Annotated in this window: 11 protein-coding genes; 5 read left to right on the forward strand and 6 right to left on the reverse strand. The window is 66.9% G+C overall.

Going from position 1 to position 14,851, the window contains the following annotated elements:
- Window positions 1-64: 64 nt before the first annotated feature.
- The 3 genes from ACNI3Q_RS12885 to ACNI3Q_RS12895 all read left to right on the forward strand — a co-directional run bounded on the left by ACNI3Q_RS12885 (window position 65) and on the right by ACNI3Q_RS12895 (window position 5,245).
- Window positions 65-2,377 carry a TonB-dependent receptor gene (locus ACNI3Q_RS12885; RefSeq protein WP_426277281.1) on the forward strand — a complete coding sequence of 771 codons (2,313 nt, stop codon included), beginning with the start codon at window positions 65-67 and terminating at the stop codon, window positions 2,375-2,377.
- 71 nt (window positions 2,378-2,448) lie between these two features.
- Entirely contained in the window at window positions 2,449-3,720 is a 1,272-nt protein-coding gene (locus ACNI3Q_RS12890; protein WP_426277283.1) for a spinster family MFS transporter, read from the forward strand.
- Window positions 3,721-3,748: 28 nt separating this feature from the next.
- Window positions 3,749-5,245, forward strand: a complete 1,497-nt coding sequence (locus ACNI3Q_RS12895) for an ABC1 kinase family protein (RefSeq protein ID WP_426277286.1) — start codon at window positions 3,749-3,751, stop codon at window positions 5,243-5,245.
- A 6-nt stretch (window positions 5,246-5,251) separates the two neighbouring features.
- Here the strand turns inward: ACNI3Q_RS12895 and ACNI3Q_RS12900 are convergent, their stop codons facing one another.
- Window positions 5,252-6,823: a peptide chain release factor 3 gene (locus ACNI3Q_RS12900; protein WP_426277288.1), complete on the reverse strand. Its 1,572-nt coding sequence runs from the start codon at window positions 6,821-6,823 to the stop codon at window positions 5,252-5,254.
- 138 nt (window positions 6,824-6,961) lie between these two features.
- Here ACNI3Q_RS12900 and ACNI3Q_RS12905 point away from each other — a divergent pair, with 138 nt between their 5' ends.
- The gene (locus ACNI3Q_RS12905; protein ID WP_426277290.1) at window positions 6,962-7,792 is read left to right on the forward strand and encodes an alpha/beta fold hydrolase; all 831 of its coding nucleotides are present in this window, start codon (window positions 6,962-6,964) and stop codon (window positions 7,790-7,792) included.
- Between the two features lie 63 nt (window positions 7,793-7,855).
- Here ACNI3Q_RS12905 and ACNI3Q_RS12910 read toward each other — a convergent pair whose 3' ends face one another.
- Window positions 7,856-8,731, reverse strand: a complete 876-nt coding sequence (locus tag ACNI3Q_RS12910) for an aldose 1-epimerase family protein (RefSeq protein ID WP_426277292.1) — start codon at window positions 8,729-8,731, stop codon at window positions 7,856-7,858.
- 103 nt (window positions 8,732-8,834) lie between these two features.
- The gene (locus ACNI3Q_RS12915; RefSeq protein ID WP_426277294.1) at window positions 8,835-9,587 is read right to left on the reverse strand and encodes an SDR family NAD(P)-dependent oxidoreductase; all 753 of its coding nucleotides are present in this window, start codon (window positions 9,585-9,587) and stop codon (window positions 8,835-8,837) included.
- Window positions 9,588-9,697: 110 nt separating this feature from the next.
- Between ACNI3Q_RS12915 and ACNI3Q_RS12920 the strand changes: the two genes are divergently transcribed.
- Window positions 9,698-10,540: an alpha/beta hydrolase gene (locus ACNI3Q_RS12920; protein ID WP_426277296.1), complete on the forward strand. Its 843-nt coding sequence runs from the start codon at window positions 9,698-9,700 to the stop codon at window positions 10,538-10,540.
- 31 nt (window positions 10,541-10,571) lie between these two features.
- On the opposite strand, the gene pheT is transcribed toward ACNI3Q_RS12920, so the two are convergent.
- Genes pheT through ACNI3Q_RS12935 form a run of 3 tightly spaced genes read right to left on the reverse strand, consistent with a single transcriptional unit; the run spans window position 10,572 to window position 14,769 of the window.
- On the reverse strand, window positions 10,572-13,019 hold the full coding sequence (gene pheT / locus ACNI3Q_RS12925; RefSeq protein WP_426277298.1) for a phenylalanine--tRNA ligase subunit beta: 2,448 nt from the start codon (window positions 13,017-13,019) through the stop codon (window positions 10,572-10,574).
- A complete protein-coding gene (pheS, locus tag ACNI3Q_RS12930; RefSeq protein WP_426277300.1) occupies window positions 13,016-14,104 on the reverse strand; it encodes a phenylalanine--tRNA ligase subunit alpha in 1,089 nt (362 codons plus the stop codon). The genes pheT and pheS overlap by 4 nt, the downstream gene beginning before the upstream one ends.
- A gap of 44 nt (window positions 14,105-14,148) precedes the next feature.
- Window positions 14,149-14,769 carry a LysE family translocator gene (locus tag ACNI3Q_RS12935; RefSeq protein ID WP_426277303.1) on the reverse strand — a complete coding sequence of 207 codons (621 nt, stop codon included), beginning with the start codon at window positions 14,767-14,769 and terminating at the stop codon, window positions 14,149-14,151.
- Window positions 14,770-14,851: the final 82 nt, after the last annotated feature.

Genomic DNA, 14,851 nt, shown 5'->3' on the forward strand with positions numbered 1-14,851 from the left:
TAGCGGATCGCAACACGGCACAACCCGCGTCCGACGGGCTGCCATCCACAGGGGAGGTTTCGCCATGAAGCATCGTTCGTCCAGCGTCCGCGCGCTGATCCTGTCCGCCGCCGCCTTGCCCGCGCTGATGATCGCCGCGCCCGCCGCGGCGCAGGACATGGACCCGGTTTCCACCGAAGCCGCGCCCGAAGATGCCGAGATCGTCGTCACCGCCCGCCGCCGCGAGGAACGCCTGCTGGACGTGCCGGTCGCGGTAACCGCGCTGTCCGCCGCGACGCTGGAGAAATATCAGGCGACCGACCTTGGCGGCATTCAGGGGACGGTGCCCAACGTCAATCTGGTGCAGGGGCGCGGTTCGACCAGCAACGCCAACATCTTCATCCGCGGCATCGGCCAGCCGGATGCGCTGCAAACCTTTGACCCGGCGGTCGGCATCTATGTCGACGGGGTGTATATGAGCCGGATTCAGGGCGCATTGTTCAACCTGTTCGATGTCGAGCGGGTCGAGGTGCTGCGCGGGCCGCAGGGCACGCTGTATGGCAAGAACACGGTCGGCGGCGCGGTGAACGTGGTGTCGCGCAAGCCGAGCACCACCGATGTTCGCGCGGCCGGATCGGTCACCTATGGCAGCTATGACCAGTGGCTGGTCAACGGCTATGCCTCCGCGCCGCTGGTCACTGACAAGCTGGCGCTGTCGGTGGCGGGCGTGTTCGACCGGCGTGACGGCGTGGTGATCGATCCGCGGACGGGCCAGGATTACAACGACCGCAACCAATGGGCCGCGCGCGGCATCCTGCGCGCGACGCCCAGCGAGGACGTCGAGCTGATCCTGTCGGGCGATTATTACAAGCAGCGCAATGCCGCCGCCCTGGGTCAGGCCACGGCGCCGCTGACCGGGCTGTTCGGGTTTCCGGTGCTGAAGCCCGCCTTTCCCAACGGCCGCACCTGGAATTACCGCGCCTCGACCAGCCTGGCCCCCGGCCAGGGCCAGCGCGTGGACCATTGGGGCCTTGGCTTTACCGCGAATATCGACCTGACCGACAGTCTGACCTTCACCTCGATCACCGGCTATCGCAAGCTCAGCCCCGATTATTACCTCGATTTCGACGCAACCGAGCTGGAGGTCGCGGACGCGTTTGTCGGCGTGCGGCAGGAACAGTTCAGCCAGGAACTGCAGCTGAAATACGACAAGGGGCCGCTGTCGGGCGTGTTCGGCCTGTATTACCTGAACGAGGACGTCACCTCGCATCAGGAAGCGTATAGCGACAATCTCGTCTACCTCTCGCTCGCCGGGCCGCCGCTGACGTTCACGCGGTTCATCGATGATGACCAGAATACCAAGAGCTATGCCGCCTTTGGTCAGTTCACTTATGACTTTACCGATCAATTCTCGCTGACCGGTGGCCTGCGCTATTCTAAGGAGCGCAAGAGCTATACCCGCCTGACCACGACGGTGACGGGCGGCGTCACGGGCGGGCGGTTCGAGTTTCCGACCAACCTGCCCGCGCCGTTCAACACGCTGGACAGCGTGGATTTCGACGCCTGGACGCCGACGGTCAGCCTGTCGTTCAAGCCGACGCCGGATACGCTGCTCTATGCCTCTGCCTCGCGCGGGTTCAAATCGGGCGGGTTCAACGGCCGCGTCAACGGGATTGGCGATGTGACCGTGGTGGTCGACGGCGTACCGACGATCCAGCCGTTTTTCCGGCCGGAAACCGTCTGGACCTATGAAACGGGTGCCAAGGGCAGCTTCCTGAACGGCCGCGTCCAGCTTGCCGGCGATGTCTTCTATTCGACCTACAAGGATTTCCAGGCGCGGGTCGGCGGCGGCAGCGCGGGTGCATTCCCCGTGCTGAACGCGGGCGAGTTGCGCATCTGGGGCATCGAGTTCGAGGCAACGGTGAAGCCGGTGCGCGAATGGACGATCCGGTCCAGCTTTGGCTATCTGAACGCGAAATACGAGGAGTTTGCCGATGGTCGCCGGGCGCCGGCCTATTCGTGCAACCCGACCGGCAATCAGGTGGTGTGCCAGCCGCCCTTTGCCCCGCCGGTCAGTTTTTCGCTCGCCAGCGATTACGCGATCCCGCTGGGCGATGCCGGAGCGTTGACGCTGGGCGGAGATGCGCGGTTTGTCGACCGGCATTTCCTGTCGATCGACAACCGGCCGGGCCTGACGGAGCCGGGCTATTGGCTGGTCAATGCGTTCGTTCAGTTCGATGCAGCCGGGGGCCGCTATTATGTGCGCGGCGGCGTGCGTAACCTGACCAAATCCATCTATCGCACCGACGGGCAGGAGTTTTCGTCGATCGGCAACATCCAGACCGCCTATTTCGGCGATCCGCGCACCTGGAACGTGACGGCGGGCTTCCGCTTCTGATCCGCGCGGCCTAGCGTCGGGCGGGTGTAGGGGGATGGCCGCGCGCCATCCCCGCCGGTGGAGGGATGAGGATGAACCAGACCATGCCGGCGAGCATGCCGGCGACCACGCCGGGGTATCGCGCGGCGGCGCTGGCGATGATGTTGCTCGTCTATACCTTCAATTTCCTGGACCGGCAGATCCTGGGCATTCTGGTTCAGCCGATCAAGGCGGACCTGAACCTGACCAACACGCAGTTGGGCGCGCTGGGCGGGATCGCGTTCGCGCTGCTTTATTCCACGCTGGCCATTCCGCTGGCGCTGGTGGCCGACCGGACCAGCCGCACATGGGTCATCACCCTGTCGCTGACCGTGTGGAGCGGCTTTACCGCGCTGTGCGGCATGGCGGGCAGTTTCTGGCAGCTGTTCGCATTCCGCCTGGGCGTGGGCGTGGGGGAGGCGGGGGGCGTTGCGCCGAGTTATGCGGTGATCGCCGACACGTTCCCCCCGCATCAGCGGGCGCGGGCGCTGGCCATCTATTCGCTGGGCATCCCCATTGGCCTCGCCAGCGGGACGCTGCTGGGTGCGTGGATCGCGGCCAGCGTGGACTGGCGCTGGGCCTTCATCGTCGTCGGCATTGCGGGCGTGGTCATCGCCCCGCTGTTCCGCCTGATCGTGCGCGAACCGGCGCGGCCCGCCCAGCCAGCGGGCGAGCGGGTGCCGGTCAGCGCGGTGTTCCGCATCCTGGCCGCCAAGCCGAGTTTCTGGCTGATGAGCTTTGCCGCCGCATTCAGTTCGATGTGCGGCTATGGCCTCGCCTTCTGGGTGCCGTCGGTGCTGATGCTCAGCTTCGGTTTCGACCTGTCGTCGACCAGCTATTTCTTTGGCTCGCTGTTGCTGGTCGGCGGGACGATCGGCGTGTTTGCCGGCGGATGGCTGGCCGACCGGCTGGGACAGGCGGATCGCGGCGCCTATGCGCGGCTGCCCGCTTTTGCCTGGCTGGCCAGTATTCCGCTGTTCCTTGGCGGCTTTGTGATGACGGGATCACCGGTCATCGCCTGGTTCCTGTTCCTGATCCCCAACGGCCTCAACATCCTGTGGCTTGGCCCGGTGACGACCGCCGTGCAGCATCTGGTGCCGCCGCATATGCGGGCGACGGCGAGTGCGTCGTTCCTGTTCATCAACAACCTGATCGGACTGGGTGCCGGGTCGTGGATCATGGGGGCTGTCGCGGATGCGATGACCGGCACCTATGGCGACGAGGCGCTGCGCTATGCGGCGATGGCGGCGCTCGGCTTTTACGCGGTGGCGGCCGGGTTGATGTTGCTGGCCATCCGGTCGCTGCGCCGGGACTGGGTTGGATAGGGCGGCGCGGCCCCTTACCTGATTGGCCATGTTCGATACGATCCGCGTCGCCGCCCGTGACCGCCAGCGCCTGAGCGAAATTGGCGGCGTCATATCGCGTTATGGCATCGGAGTGCTGGCCGCGCGGCTCGGCCTTGCCGATCGCAGCGGCGATGCGCCCCCCGATCTGCCGCGCCGGACGCGAGAGGCGATCGAGGCGCTGGGTCCGACCTTTATCAAGCTGGGCCAGATCCTTGCCACGCGCGGCGACCTGTTGGGGCCGGAATGGATTGCGGAGCTATCCGCGCTGCACGCCGATGCGCCGACCCTGCCGTTCGAGACGCTGCGGTCGCACGTCGAAGCGGCGCTGGGCGATGCGCCGGAGGCATTGTTCGCCCGGTTCGATCCGCAGCCGCTGGCAGCGGCGTCGATCGCGCAGGTGCACCGTGCAACGCTGGAGGACGGGCGGGAGGTGGTACTGAAGATCCGGCGGCCCGGCATTTCGGAGACGATTGCGGCCGACCTGCGCCTGATCGCCGAACTTGCCGGCATTGCCGAGCGGGCGAGTGCCGAGGCGCGGCGATTTACCCCCGTCGCCATGGCCCGCCAGCTGGCGACGGCCATGCTGGAGGAACTGGATCTGGCCAGCGAGGGACGGCACGCCGATGCCCTTCGCGCCGATTTCGCGGGCGATGACCGCGTCGTCGTGCCGGTGATCCACTGGCGCTACACCAGCGAAACCCTGTTGGTGATGGACTATATCGACGGCGTTCGCCCGGTCGATGGCGATACCCTGCGCGCGGCGGGGATCGACCCCGTGATGATTGCAGAGGCGGGCGCGGACATCGTGCTGGACATGGTGCTGCTGAACGGCCGGTTTCATGCCGATCCGCATCCCGGCAACCTGCTGTGTCAGCCGGGCAACCGGATCGCACTGCTCGACATGGGCATGACCGGACAGATCAGTCACCGGCGGCGTCAGGAGTTTATCGGGTTCGTCCGCGCGCTGGGCAGCGGCGATGCACCCGCGCTGGCCGATACGCTGGCGGTGTGGACGGGGAGCGGGCCGGGCGGCGGCCAGAAGCTGACCGCAGCGGCAGAGGGGCTGATCGCGCGGCATGGCGGCGGGCAGCGGATCGTGCTGGCCGCGCTGGTCACCGATATGCTGCGGGTGATGCGCGAGGAGCGGCTGGTGCTGCCGCCGGACCTGTTGATCGTGTTCAAGGCGCTGATGACGCTGGACGGCGTGCTTGGCCGGATCGCGCCGGACAACGACCTGTCCGGCGCAATGGCGCGGGCAACCGCGCGGGTGACGCTGGACCGGGTGTCGCCCGCCACCTGGACCGCGCAGATCGCGCCGATCGCATGGGAGTTGTCGCGGCTGGGCGACGATGCGCCCGCGCTGATCCGGGCGGCGGTGGCCCGGCTGCAGGCGCCGCCGGTGATCGGCCCGGGCGAACAGGCGATCGTGTCGGCGCTTCGCTGGCTGAGCGCATCCGTGCTGGTCGCCGCTGTCATCGTCGCGGCGGCGGCGCTGCTGACCTGACCGGGTTCAGCGTTCGCGCGTCGCGGCGAACTTTACCTTGGCATAGCGGTCGGCGATGTAGCTGACTTCCCATGCCGATTTGGCGAGGAACACCGGGTTGCCGTCGCGGTCCCTGGCCATCGCGCCGCGGTTGATGGACATGAACTCCTCAAGATCCTTTGGGCTGTCCGACGAGATCCAGCGGGCGGTTTCGAACGGCGCGCCCTCAAGGTTCGCGCCGACCTTGTATTCCGCATCCAGCCGGGACAGCAGCACTTCCAGCTGAAGCTGGCCGACGACGCCGATGATCCAGTTCGACCCGATGTCGGGATAGAAGACCTGGATCACGCCCTCCTCCGACAAATCGTCCAGCGCCTTGCGCAGCTGCTTGGTCTTGGTCGGATCCTTCAGCGCGATGCGCCGCAGGATTTCCGGCGCGAAATTGGGCAGGCCGGTGAAGCGGACACCCGTCTTTTCGCTCAAGCTGTCGCCGACGCGCAGCACGCCGTGATTGGGAATGCCGATGATGTCGCCGGGATAGGCCTCGTCCGCCAGTTCGCGTTCGCGGGCAAAGAACAGGATCGGCGAATGGATCGCGATCGGCTTGCCATGGCCGGTGGGCGTCAGCTTCATCCCGCGCTTGAACGTGCCGGAGCACAGCCGCATGAAGGCGATCCGGTCCCGATGGTTCGGGTCCATGTTCGCCTGCACCTTGAAGATGAAGCCGGTGACTTCGTTTTGCGCCGGATCGACCGGCGCAGGCTCGGCGGGCTGGGGCCGGGGCGGGGGCGCGTGGGTGGACAGCGCCTCGATCAGCGAATCCACGCCGAATTCCTTCAGCGCGGAACCGAAATAGACGGGCGTCAGATCGCCGTTGCGATACGCATCCATGTCGAATTCGGGATAGCCCGCCTGCGCCAGCTCCACATCCTCGCGCAGCTTGGCCAGCGTGTCGGCGGAGATGATCGCGTCCAGCTGCGGGTCGTCCAGGCCGCTGCACTGGACCACCTTGCCCTGAAATTCGCGGCTGTCCCCTTCGGGCAGCAGCAGGCGGTGGGTGACGAGGTCGTAAATCCCCTCAAACTGCCCGCCCATGCCGACCGGCCAGGTCATCGGCGTGACGTCCAGCGCCAGCAGCTCCGCGATTTCATCGAGGATCGCGAACACCTCGCGCCCCTCCCGGTCCACCTTGTTGACGAAGGTGATGATGGGGACGGAGCGCAGGCGGCACACCTCGAACAATTTCCGCGTCTGGCTTTCGATGCCCTTGGCGACGTCGATCACCATGACCGCGCTGTCGACGGCGGTCAGCGTGCGATAGGTGTCCTCGCTGAAATCCTCGTGGCCCGGCGTGTCGAGCAGGTTGAAGGTCACGCCCTGCCGCTCGAACGTCATTACCGAACTGGTGACGGAAATGCCGCGCTGCTGCTCGATCTTCATCCAGTCCGACCGGGCGCGCCGCGCTGCCCCGCGCGCCTTCACCTCGCCCGCCAGATGGATCGCGCCGCCGAACAGCAACAGCTTTTCGGTCAGCGTCGTCTTGCCGGCGTCGGGGTGGGAAATGATCGCAAAGGTGCGACGGTCGAATGGGGAAGTCATCCGCGCGCCCTAGCCGCCCGGCCCTGCCAAGTCGAGTGCGGCGGATCCCGGCATGGTTGTCATGACAGCGACCTGCGTTCGGAGCATCCTGACGCCCGGCGACTCGGCCATTGAGGCTCAGGCACAAGGAGCAGCATCATGCCATTCATCACCACCGACGACGGCACCGAGATTTTCTACAAGGACTGGGGGCCAAAGGATGCGACCCCATTGGTGTTCCATCATGGCTGGCCGCTGAGCAGCGACGACTGGGACAATCAGATGCTGTTTTTCCTGCACAAGGGGTACCGGGTGATCGCGCATGACCGGCGCGGGCATGGCCGGTCGACCCAGACGTGGCAGGGCAACGAGATGGACACCTATGCCGCCGACGTGAAGGCGCTGGCTGCGGCGCTGGACCTGAATGGGGCGATCCATATCGGCCATTCGACCGGCGGCGGTGAAGTGGCGCATTATGCCGCCCGCGCCGAGCCGGGGCGGGTGGCCAAGGCTGTGCTGATCGGTGCGGTCCCGCCGATCATGGTTCAGACGCCGGACAATCCGGAAGGCCTGCCGCTGTCGGTGTTCGACGGGTTCCGAGAGGCTCTGATCGCCAATCGGGCCCAGTTCTTTCTCGACATCCCGACCGGGCCGTTCTTTGGCTTCAACCGCGACGGGGCAAAGGTGGATCAGGGCGTGATCCATAATTGGTGGCGGCAGGGGATGATGGGCGGCACCAAGGCGCATTATGATTGCATCAAGGCGTTCAGCGAGACGGACTTTACCGAGGATCTGAAGGCGCTCGATATTCCAGTTCTGGTCATGCATGGCGAAGACGACCAGATCGTGCCCATCCACGACAGTGCAATGAAGGCAATCAAGCTGCTGAAGCACGGCACGCTGAAGGTCTATCCCGGTCTGCCGCACGGCATGGCGACGACCCATGCCGATGTGATCAACGCCGATCTGCTGGCATTTATCGAAGGATGAGCGATGCGCCCCCGCCGGTTGCCGACGCAACGGGCGGGGGCGATCCCCAGCCGTCAACAGCGGTCAGGCAAAGACCGTGATCGTCATGGCGAACCGGCGCGCCTCGCCGGGTGCCAGGATCCGGATGCCCGGCTTTTCGCTGATCTCGCCGGCAAACCCTGCCGGATCGGCGATGCCCCACCAGGGTTCGATGCAGATGAAGCGCGCCCCGGGCCTCGTCCAGATGCCCAGCTTGTCGGCATCGGCATAGTCGATGCGGAGCGATGCACCGCCGGGCGAGCGATAGGTGACGGCGCGGCTGGCCGGTCCGTCCCAGACCAGCGCATCCTGAACGAACAGGGCGTCGTCCAGCGGCAGGCGCTTGCCCCTGATCAGCGGGCTTGGCCGGTCATGGCTGGCGATCAGGCCGCCCGATACGCGGGCAAGCGGCGCAGGCTCGGGCTGGTCGAATTCGATGACATGCCCCTGCTTGTCCGCATTGCCGGGCAGCGGCCAGGCGAAGGCCGGGTGATAGCCGAAACTGACGGGCATCGGCGTGTCGCCGGTGTTGGCAGCGGTGCAGGCGATGACCAGCGCATTGCCGTCGATCCGGTATTCGGCGTCGAGCGTGAAGGAAAAGGGATAGACGGCCCGGCTGTCCGCATCGTCCGCAAGGCGGAAGCGGGCATGGTCGCCGCCATGCTCGATCACTGCGAAGGCGCGGCGCCGGGCAAAGCCATGCTGGGGCAGGGCATATTCCGTTCCGCCATGCCGATAGACGCCGCCATTCAGCGCGCCGACAATGGGGAACAGCAGCGGCGAACGGCCGGTCCAGTATGCCGGGTCCGCATCCGTCATCCATTCGCGGCCCATGGCATCGGTCAGCGAAGACAGCTCCGCCCCGAACGGATTGATCCGGCCGGTGAGCGCGCCGTTCGTGATGGACAGCCAGTCGCTCACAGGCCCTCACCCTTCCCACCGCCTGCGGCGGCGGGCCCCGTCCCTTTCCCGCCTGCGGGAGAGGGAGGGAGCGCCGTCAGGCGCGGAAGGGTGAGGGCCTTGTTCACGCCGGCACCTCCCGGTGGATGGCGAATCCGGCAAAGCTTTGATGCACCGGCATGATCTCAATGCGGTTGATGTTGAGGTGCGGGGGCAGGGTGGCGATCCACAGCATGGTGTCGGCCAGATCCTCCGACGTGATCGGATTCACGCCGGCATAGAGGCTGTCCGATGCCTGCTGGTTGCCGCCCGTGCGCACCACCGTGAATTCGGTTTCCGCCATGCCCGGTTCGATGCACGTCACGCGAACGCCCGTGCCGTTCAGGTCGGCGCGAAGCACATGGGACAGGTGGTTCACGAACGCCTTGCTGGCGGCATAGACGTTGCCGCCGGGATAGGCATAGTTGCCCGCAATCGAGCCGAGATTGATGATCGCGCCCTTGCGTTCGATCAGTACGGGCAACAGCTTGTGCGTGATCGCGACCAGCGCCGAGATGTTGGTGTCGATCATCGTCTGCCAGTTGGCGAGGCTGGCCTGTTGCGCAGGCTCGGTGCCCAGCGCGAGGCCCGCATTGTTGATCAGCAGGTCGATGCCTGCGAAGGCGGCGGGTAGCCCGTCCAGCGCCGCATTGCGTGCCGCTTCGTCCCGAACGTCGAATGCCAGCGGCAGGAACGCATCGCCCAGTTCAGCCTTCAGCGCATCCAGTCGTTCGGCCCGGCGACCGGTGCCGATCACCTGCCATCCGGCACTGACAAAGGCGCGCGCGGCGGCCGCGCCGAACCCGGCGGTCGCACCGGTGATGAGGGCGGTTGGCATGGAACTGGTCCTTTCGCTTGATCCGGTCCCTTCCCTTTCGACGCGGGTCGATTCGGTCAAGCCCGCTGGCGGGATTGGCGATGCGGCGGCCGGGATGATAGGCGGATGGCATGACCCATCCGTTCGACGCCGATGATGCCACCACCCTGTGGACCGATGCACCCGTGGATGGTGCCTTTTCGCTGGCCCCCGATACGCGCCCGGCGGTGGTGACTGCCGTGGCCCGCCCGGTGTTGCTGACCTATCGGCCCCGCAATCCCAATGGCCGGGCCATGCTGGTGCTGGGCGGCGGCGGCTATACGGCGCTGATGGTCGAGCGGGAGGGCGTGGCCGTGGCCCGATGGCTAACCGGGCTGGGCTATGCCGCCCATGTGCTGATCCACCGCTTTCCTGACGCCATCGGTGGCCCGCAGGCACCGGTCGACGATGCGATGGAGGCGATGCGCGTCATCCGCGCGGGCGGGACGGCCCCCGGGGGCGTCGGCGTGGTCGGCCTGTCATCGGGCGGGCATCTGGCCGCGTGCCTTGCCGCACATTATCCCGCCGACGGGCAGCCCCCGGCATCCCGCCACGCCGATCAGCCGACGCGGCCCGATGCCATGATCATCGGCTATGCCCCGATATCGACCAATGCGCGGGGGCGGACGATCATTCCGGACAAGCCGCCGCTGCCGCCGGCCGAGAAACAGGCATTGTACGATGCGCAGGCGCCCGATGCGCAGCTGCTGCCCGATCCGCCGCCCTGCTTCATCGTCTATTCGGGCAATGATTCGGTGGTCCCGGTCGAAAACGCCCGGCGGCTGCATGCCGCGATGGAAGCCGCCGGGCGCCACGCCGAGCTGCACATCTTTGCCGATGCGCCGCACGGCTTTGCACTGGATACCGACGGACTGCCCGTCGCGATCTGGCCCCGGCTGTGCGAGGCATGGCTGAACCAGACGGGGTTTGGCTGACCCCGCCTGCCCATCAGCTTGTCCGCCCGGATTATCCGCGCAGCGTCGCGCCCAGCTTTGCCGCGGCCGCCACGACCTTGTCGGCGATCGCCTTCAGCTCGGTATCAGTGAAGCTCTTGTCGCCCGGTTGCAGCGTGACTTCGACCGCAAGGCTGAGCTGACCATCCTTTTCGAACCGGTCGAACAGGCGCGCGTCGGTGATCGCCCCCTTGTCCGCGCCCCGGATCGCGCGAACCAGATCGCCCGCGACCAGATCGGCCGGGACGAGGAACGCGAAATCGCGGGTCACCGCCTGAAGCGCCGGGGGCGCATAAGCGGGGCGCATGAAGCCGGAAGCGCGCTTTGGCGGGATGGCGTCGAGATAAAGCTCCACCGCCGCCACCGCCACGCCATCCAGGTCGAACGCCTTCAGCGTTGCGGGATGGATCATGCCGAATGCGGCCAGAACGGTTTTCGGTCCCAGCCGCAGCGTGCCCGACTGACCGGGATGCCAGGCATCGCCAGCCTCCCCCATCACTTGCAGATTGGCGACCGGCGCGCCCGCTGCCTCCAGCAGGGCCAGCGCCTCCGCCTTGGCATCGAACGGGCCAAAGGGTTGCGCCTTGCCGGTCGTCCAGCCGCGCGGGGTGCGCTCGCCCGCCAGCAGGACGGTCAGCGTCGGGCGCTCGGCATCGGCAAGGTAGCGCCGGCCGATTTCGAACAACCGCACGCTCGTCGCTCCGCGCCGCAGATTGCGGTCGGCCGCGCCGAACAGGCCGGGCAACAGGGACGGGCGCATGACCTTCATGTCGGCCGCGATCGGGTTGGCCACGGTCCACGCGCCGCCGCCGAACGCCGCCGCCTGCGCCTCGCCGATGAAGCTCCAGGTGACGGCTTCGGACAGGCCGCGCGCAGCGGCTGTGCGGCGCAGGCGGCGCTCCAGCTTTTGCGCCGGGGTCGCAGTCGGCGTGGCGACGCCAGGCGTGCGGGGCAGGGAAGTGGAGGGGACCTTGTCGATCCCCTCGATCCGGATGACTTCCTCGACCAGATCGGCCGGGCCATCGACATCGCGCCGCCAGGTGGGAACGGTGACGACATCGCCGTCTACCGTAAAGCCAAGCCGTTCCAGGATCGCGCGCTGACGATCGGCGGGCACGGGCAGGCCGCCCAGCGTTTCGGCGAGGTCCGGACGGAATGCCACGGTGCGCGGTTCCCGCGGCGGCTGGCCCGTGCGCGTGATCGCACTGGGCGTGCCGCCACAGATCGACAGGACCAGCCGCGTGGCGATGGCAAGGCCATCGTCAAGGAACGCCGGATCGACGCCGCGTTCGAACCGCTGGCGCGCATCGCTGGTCAGGGCGAGTTTCTGGCCCGTCACCGCGATATGTTCGGGCGTGAAATAGGCGCACTCGATCAGCACGTCGGTGGTCGTTTCCGAGCAGCCCGAATGTTCGCCGCCCATCACGCCGCCAATGTCGTGCACCGCCACATCGTCGGCGATGACGGTCATGGTTTCGTCCAGCGTATAGGTCTTGCCATTGAGGGCCAGCACCTGTTCGCCGGCCACCGCCTTGCGCGCGACGAGCCCGCCGGTCAGCTTCGCGCGGTCATAGACGTGAAGCGGGCGGCCAAGGTCGATCATCACGTAATTGGTGATGTCGACGAGCGCGCTGATCGGTTTCTGCCCGATGGCGGTCAGGCGGCGGGCGATCCAGTCGGGCGCATCGCCATTGGCGACGCCGCTGACGCTCTGCGCATAAAAGGCGGGGCAGCCCGCGGGATCGTCGGTCCGCACGTCCGGTGCCGGGCCGATGCCCTCGACTTCCGCCACCCCGTCCGCTCGTCCTGAGCCTGTCGAAGGACGCTGCCCCTGCAGGGACGAGGCTTCGACAGGCTCAGCATGAGCGGGAAACGCATACACGTCCGCCAGCGGCTTCAGCGTGCCGATGCCGGCCGCGGCCAGATCGCGCGCGATGCCGCGAACGCCCATGCAATCCTGGCGGTTCGGCGTGATCGATACGTCGATGACCGGATCGTCCAGCCCGGCATAGGCGGGGAACGGCGTGCCGACCGGCGCATCGTCGGGCAATTCGATGATGCCGTCATGATCCTCGCCCAGCTCAAGTTCACGCGTCGAACACATCATGCCGTTGGATTCGACGCCGCGAATGGCGGAAACCTTCAGCTCCATGCCGTTCACCGGCACGACCGCGCCGGGCAGGCCCAGCACGCCGACCAGCCCCGCACGGGCATTGGGTGCGCCGCACACCACCTGTAGCGGGGTGCCGGTGCCGGTATCGACGCTCAGCACCTGAAGCTTGTCGGCCTGGGGGTGACGTTCAGCGGTCAGCACGCGCGCGACGGTGAAACCGGCGAACCGGTCGGCGGGATTGTCCACGCCCTCCACCTCGAGCCCGATGCGGGTCAGCGCATCCAGGATCGCGGGCAGATCTGCAGCGGTGTCGAGATGGCTTTTCAGCCAGCCAAGGGTGAACTTCATGCGCCCACTCCCCCCGACAGCGTAGGCACGTCAAGCGCGCCGAACCCATAGTGTTTCAGCCAGCGGATATCCCCGTCGAAAAAGGCGCGCAGATCGTCCATCCCGTATTTCAGCATCGCCAGCCGGTCGACGCCGGTGCCGAATGCAAAGCCCTGCCACTCATTGGGGTCCAGCCCGCAATTTTCCAGCACGCGGGCATGGACCATGCCGCTGCCCAGCACTTCCATCCAGCCGCCATCGGCCGCATTGCCGTCGCCGCCGATCACCCGCTTGCCCTTGATCCAGGTAAAGCCGACATCGACCTCGACCCCCGGTTCGGTGAAGGGGAAATAGCTGGGGCGCAGGCGCAGACCGATGTCGTCGCGTTCGAAAAACGCCTTCAGGAACGTCTCCAGCGTCCATTTCAGGTGCGCCAGCGTGATCCCCTTGTCGATCACCAGTCCCTCGATCTGATGGAACATCGGCGTGTGGGTGGCGTCGCTGTCGCTGCGATAGACGCGGCCCGGCGCGATGATGCGGATGGGGGGCTTTTGCGACGTCATCGTGCGGATCTGCACGGGCGAGGTATGGGTGCGCAGCACGCGACGCGCGCCGTCCGGCCCGTCGACGTAAAAGGTATCGTGCATCGCCCGCGCCGGATGGGTTTCGGGAATGTTGAGCGCGGTGAAATTGTGCCAGTCGTCCTCGACCTCCGGCCCGGTCGCGACGGCAAAGCCCATATCGGCGAAAATCTCGGCCAGCTCGTCCATCACCTGAGCCACCGGATGCACGCCGCCCGGTGGGGGCATGTCAGCGGGCAGGGTCAGGTCGACGCGCTCCGCCGCCAGCTTTGCCGCCAGTGCGTCGGCCTCCAGCACCGCCTTGCGCGCGGTGATCGCGTCGGTCACCGCTTCACGCAGCGAATGGATGCGCGGCCCCTCGCTCGTCCGCTGTTCGGGGGTCATGCCGCCCAGCGTCTTGAGCAGCGCGGTGATGCTGCCCTGCTTGCCAAGCGCCGAAACGCGCAGGGATTCCAGCGCGTCCAGCGCGGGTGCCTGCTCAATGGCCGGGATCAGGTCGGCGCGGAGTTGGTCGAGATCGCTCATGCCCCGCGTCGAAGCCGACAAAGCAGGCAAAGGTCAAGCCCGGATCACACCCGGCTGCCCAGCAGCGCCAGCCCGAACGCCATGAAAATGCCGCCCGTCGCCCGGTTGAACAACCGCTGGCGCGCGGGCGGGGCCAGGTATCGGGCCAGCGACCGGCCACCCAGCGCATAGGTGGTGAACCAGAACCCCTCGATCACGGTGAACGTGGCGATCAGGATGCCCAACTGCGGCGCGACTGGCCGGCCCGTGTCGATGAACTGCGGAAACAGGGCGGCGGCAAAGACGATCAGCTTGGGATTGGAAAAGCCGGTGCCCATCGCGGTCAGGAACAGGCTGCGCGCCGATCCGCCAGTGCGCGGGGTATCCGCCGCCTCGGCCTCGACCGGCGCGCGCCACGCCTTGATGCCCAGCCAGACGAGATAGGCGACACCGATCAGCTTCATCGCCTCGTACAGCATGGGCGAGGCGCGCAGCAGGGCGCCAAGGCCGGCGGCCGAGGCAAGCAGACAGATGATGTTCGCCAGCATCAGCCCGGCCATGGAAATGGTCGACCGGGCAACGCCGTGGCGGATGCTCTGCGCCATCACGTGCAGCATGTTCGGCCCCGGCGTTGCCGAAATCAGGAACACGGCGGTGACATAAAGCCACCAGGTCTGGATGGACATTGCACGGCCCCCGGTTGAAGCGGCCGCTATCGCACGGCCCGACCCCCTGCGCCAGCCGTCCGGAAGGCGCGGAAATGTGACG

This window comes from Sphingomonas eleionomae (genome assembly GCF_049889035.1).
Lineage (GTDB): Bacteria > Pseudomonadota > Alphaproteobacteria > Sphingomonadales > Sphingomonadaceae > Sphingomonas.

Bases quoted from the DNA above. Each gene is read 5' to 3' on its own strand.
- pheT (WP_426277298.1), bottom strand. From the start codon at position 13,019: ATGAAGTTCACCCTTGGCTGGCTGAAAAGCCATCTCGACACCGCTGCA.
- pheS (WP_426277300.1), bottom strand. From the start codon at position 14,104: ATGAGCGATCTCGACCAACTCCGCGCCGACCTGATCCCGGCCATTGAG.
- ACNI3Q_RS12890 (WP_426277283.1), top strand. From the start codon at position 2,449: ATGAACCAGACCATGCCGGCGAGCATGCCGGCGACCACGCCGGGGTAT.
- ACNI3Q_RS12920 (WP_426277296.1), top strand. From the start codon at position 9,698: ATGACCCATCCGTTCGACGCCGATGATGCCACCACCCTGTGGACCGAT.
- ACNI3Q_RS12885 (WP_426277281.1), top strand. From the start codon at position 65: ATGAAGCATCGTTCGTCCAGCGTCCGCGCGCTGATCCTGTCCGCCGCC.
- ACNI3Q_RS12935 (WP_426277303.1), bottom strand. From the start codon at position 14,769: ATGTCCATCCAGACCTGGTGGCTTTATGTCACCGCCGTGTTCCTGATT.
- ACNI3Q_RS12895 (WP_426277286.1), top strand. From the start codon at position 3,749: ATGTTCGATACGATCCGCGTCGCCGCCCGTGACCGCCAGCGCCTGAGC.
- ACNI3Q_RS12900 (WP_426277288.1), bottom strand. From the start codon at position 6,823: ATGACTTCCCCATTCGACCGTCGCACCTTTGCGATCATTTCCCACCCC.
- ACNI3Q_RS12915 (WP_426277294.1), bottom strand. From the start codon at position 9,587: ATGCCAACCGCCCTCATCACCGGTGCGACCGCCGGGTTCGGCGCGGCC.
- ACNI3Q_RS12905 (WP_426277290.1), top strand. From the start codon at position 6,962: ATGCCATTCATCACCACCGACGACGGCACCGAGATTTTCTACAAGGAC.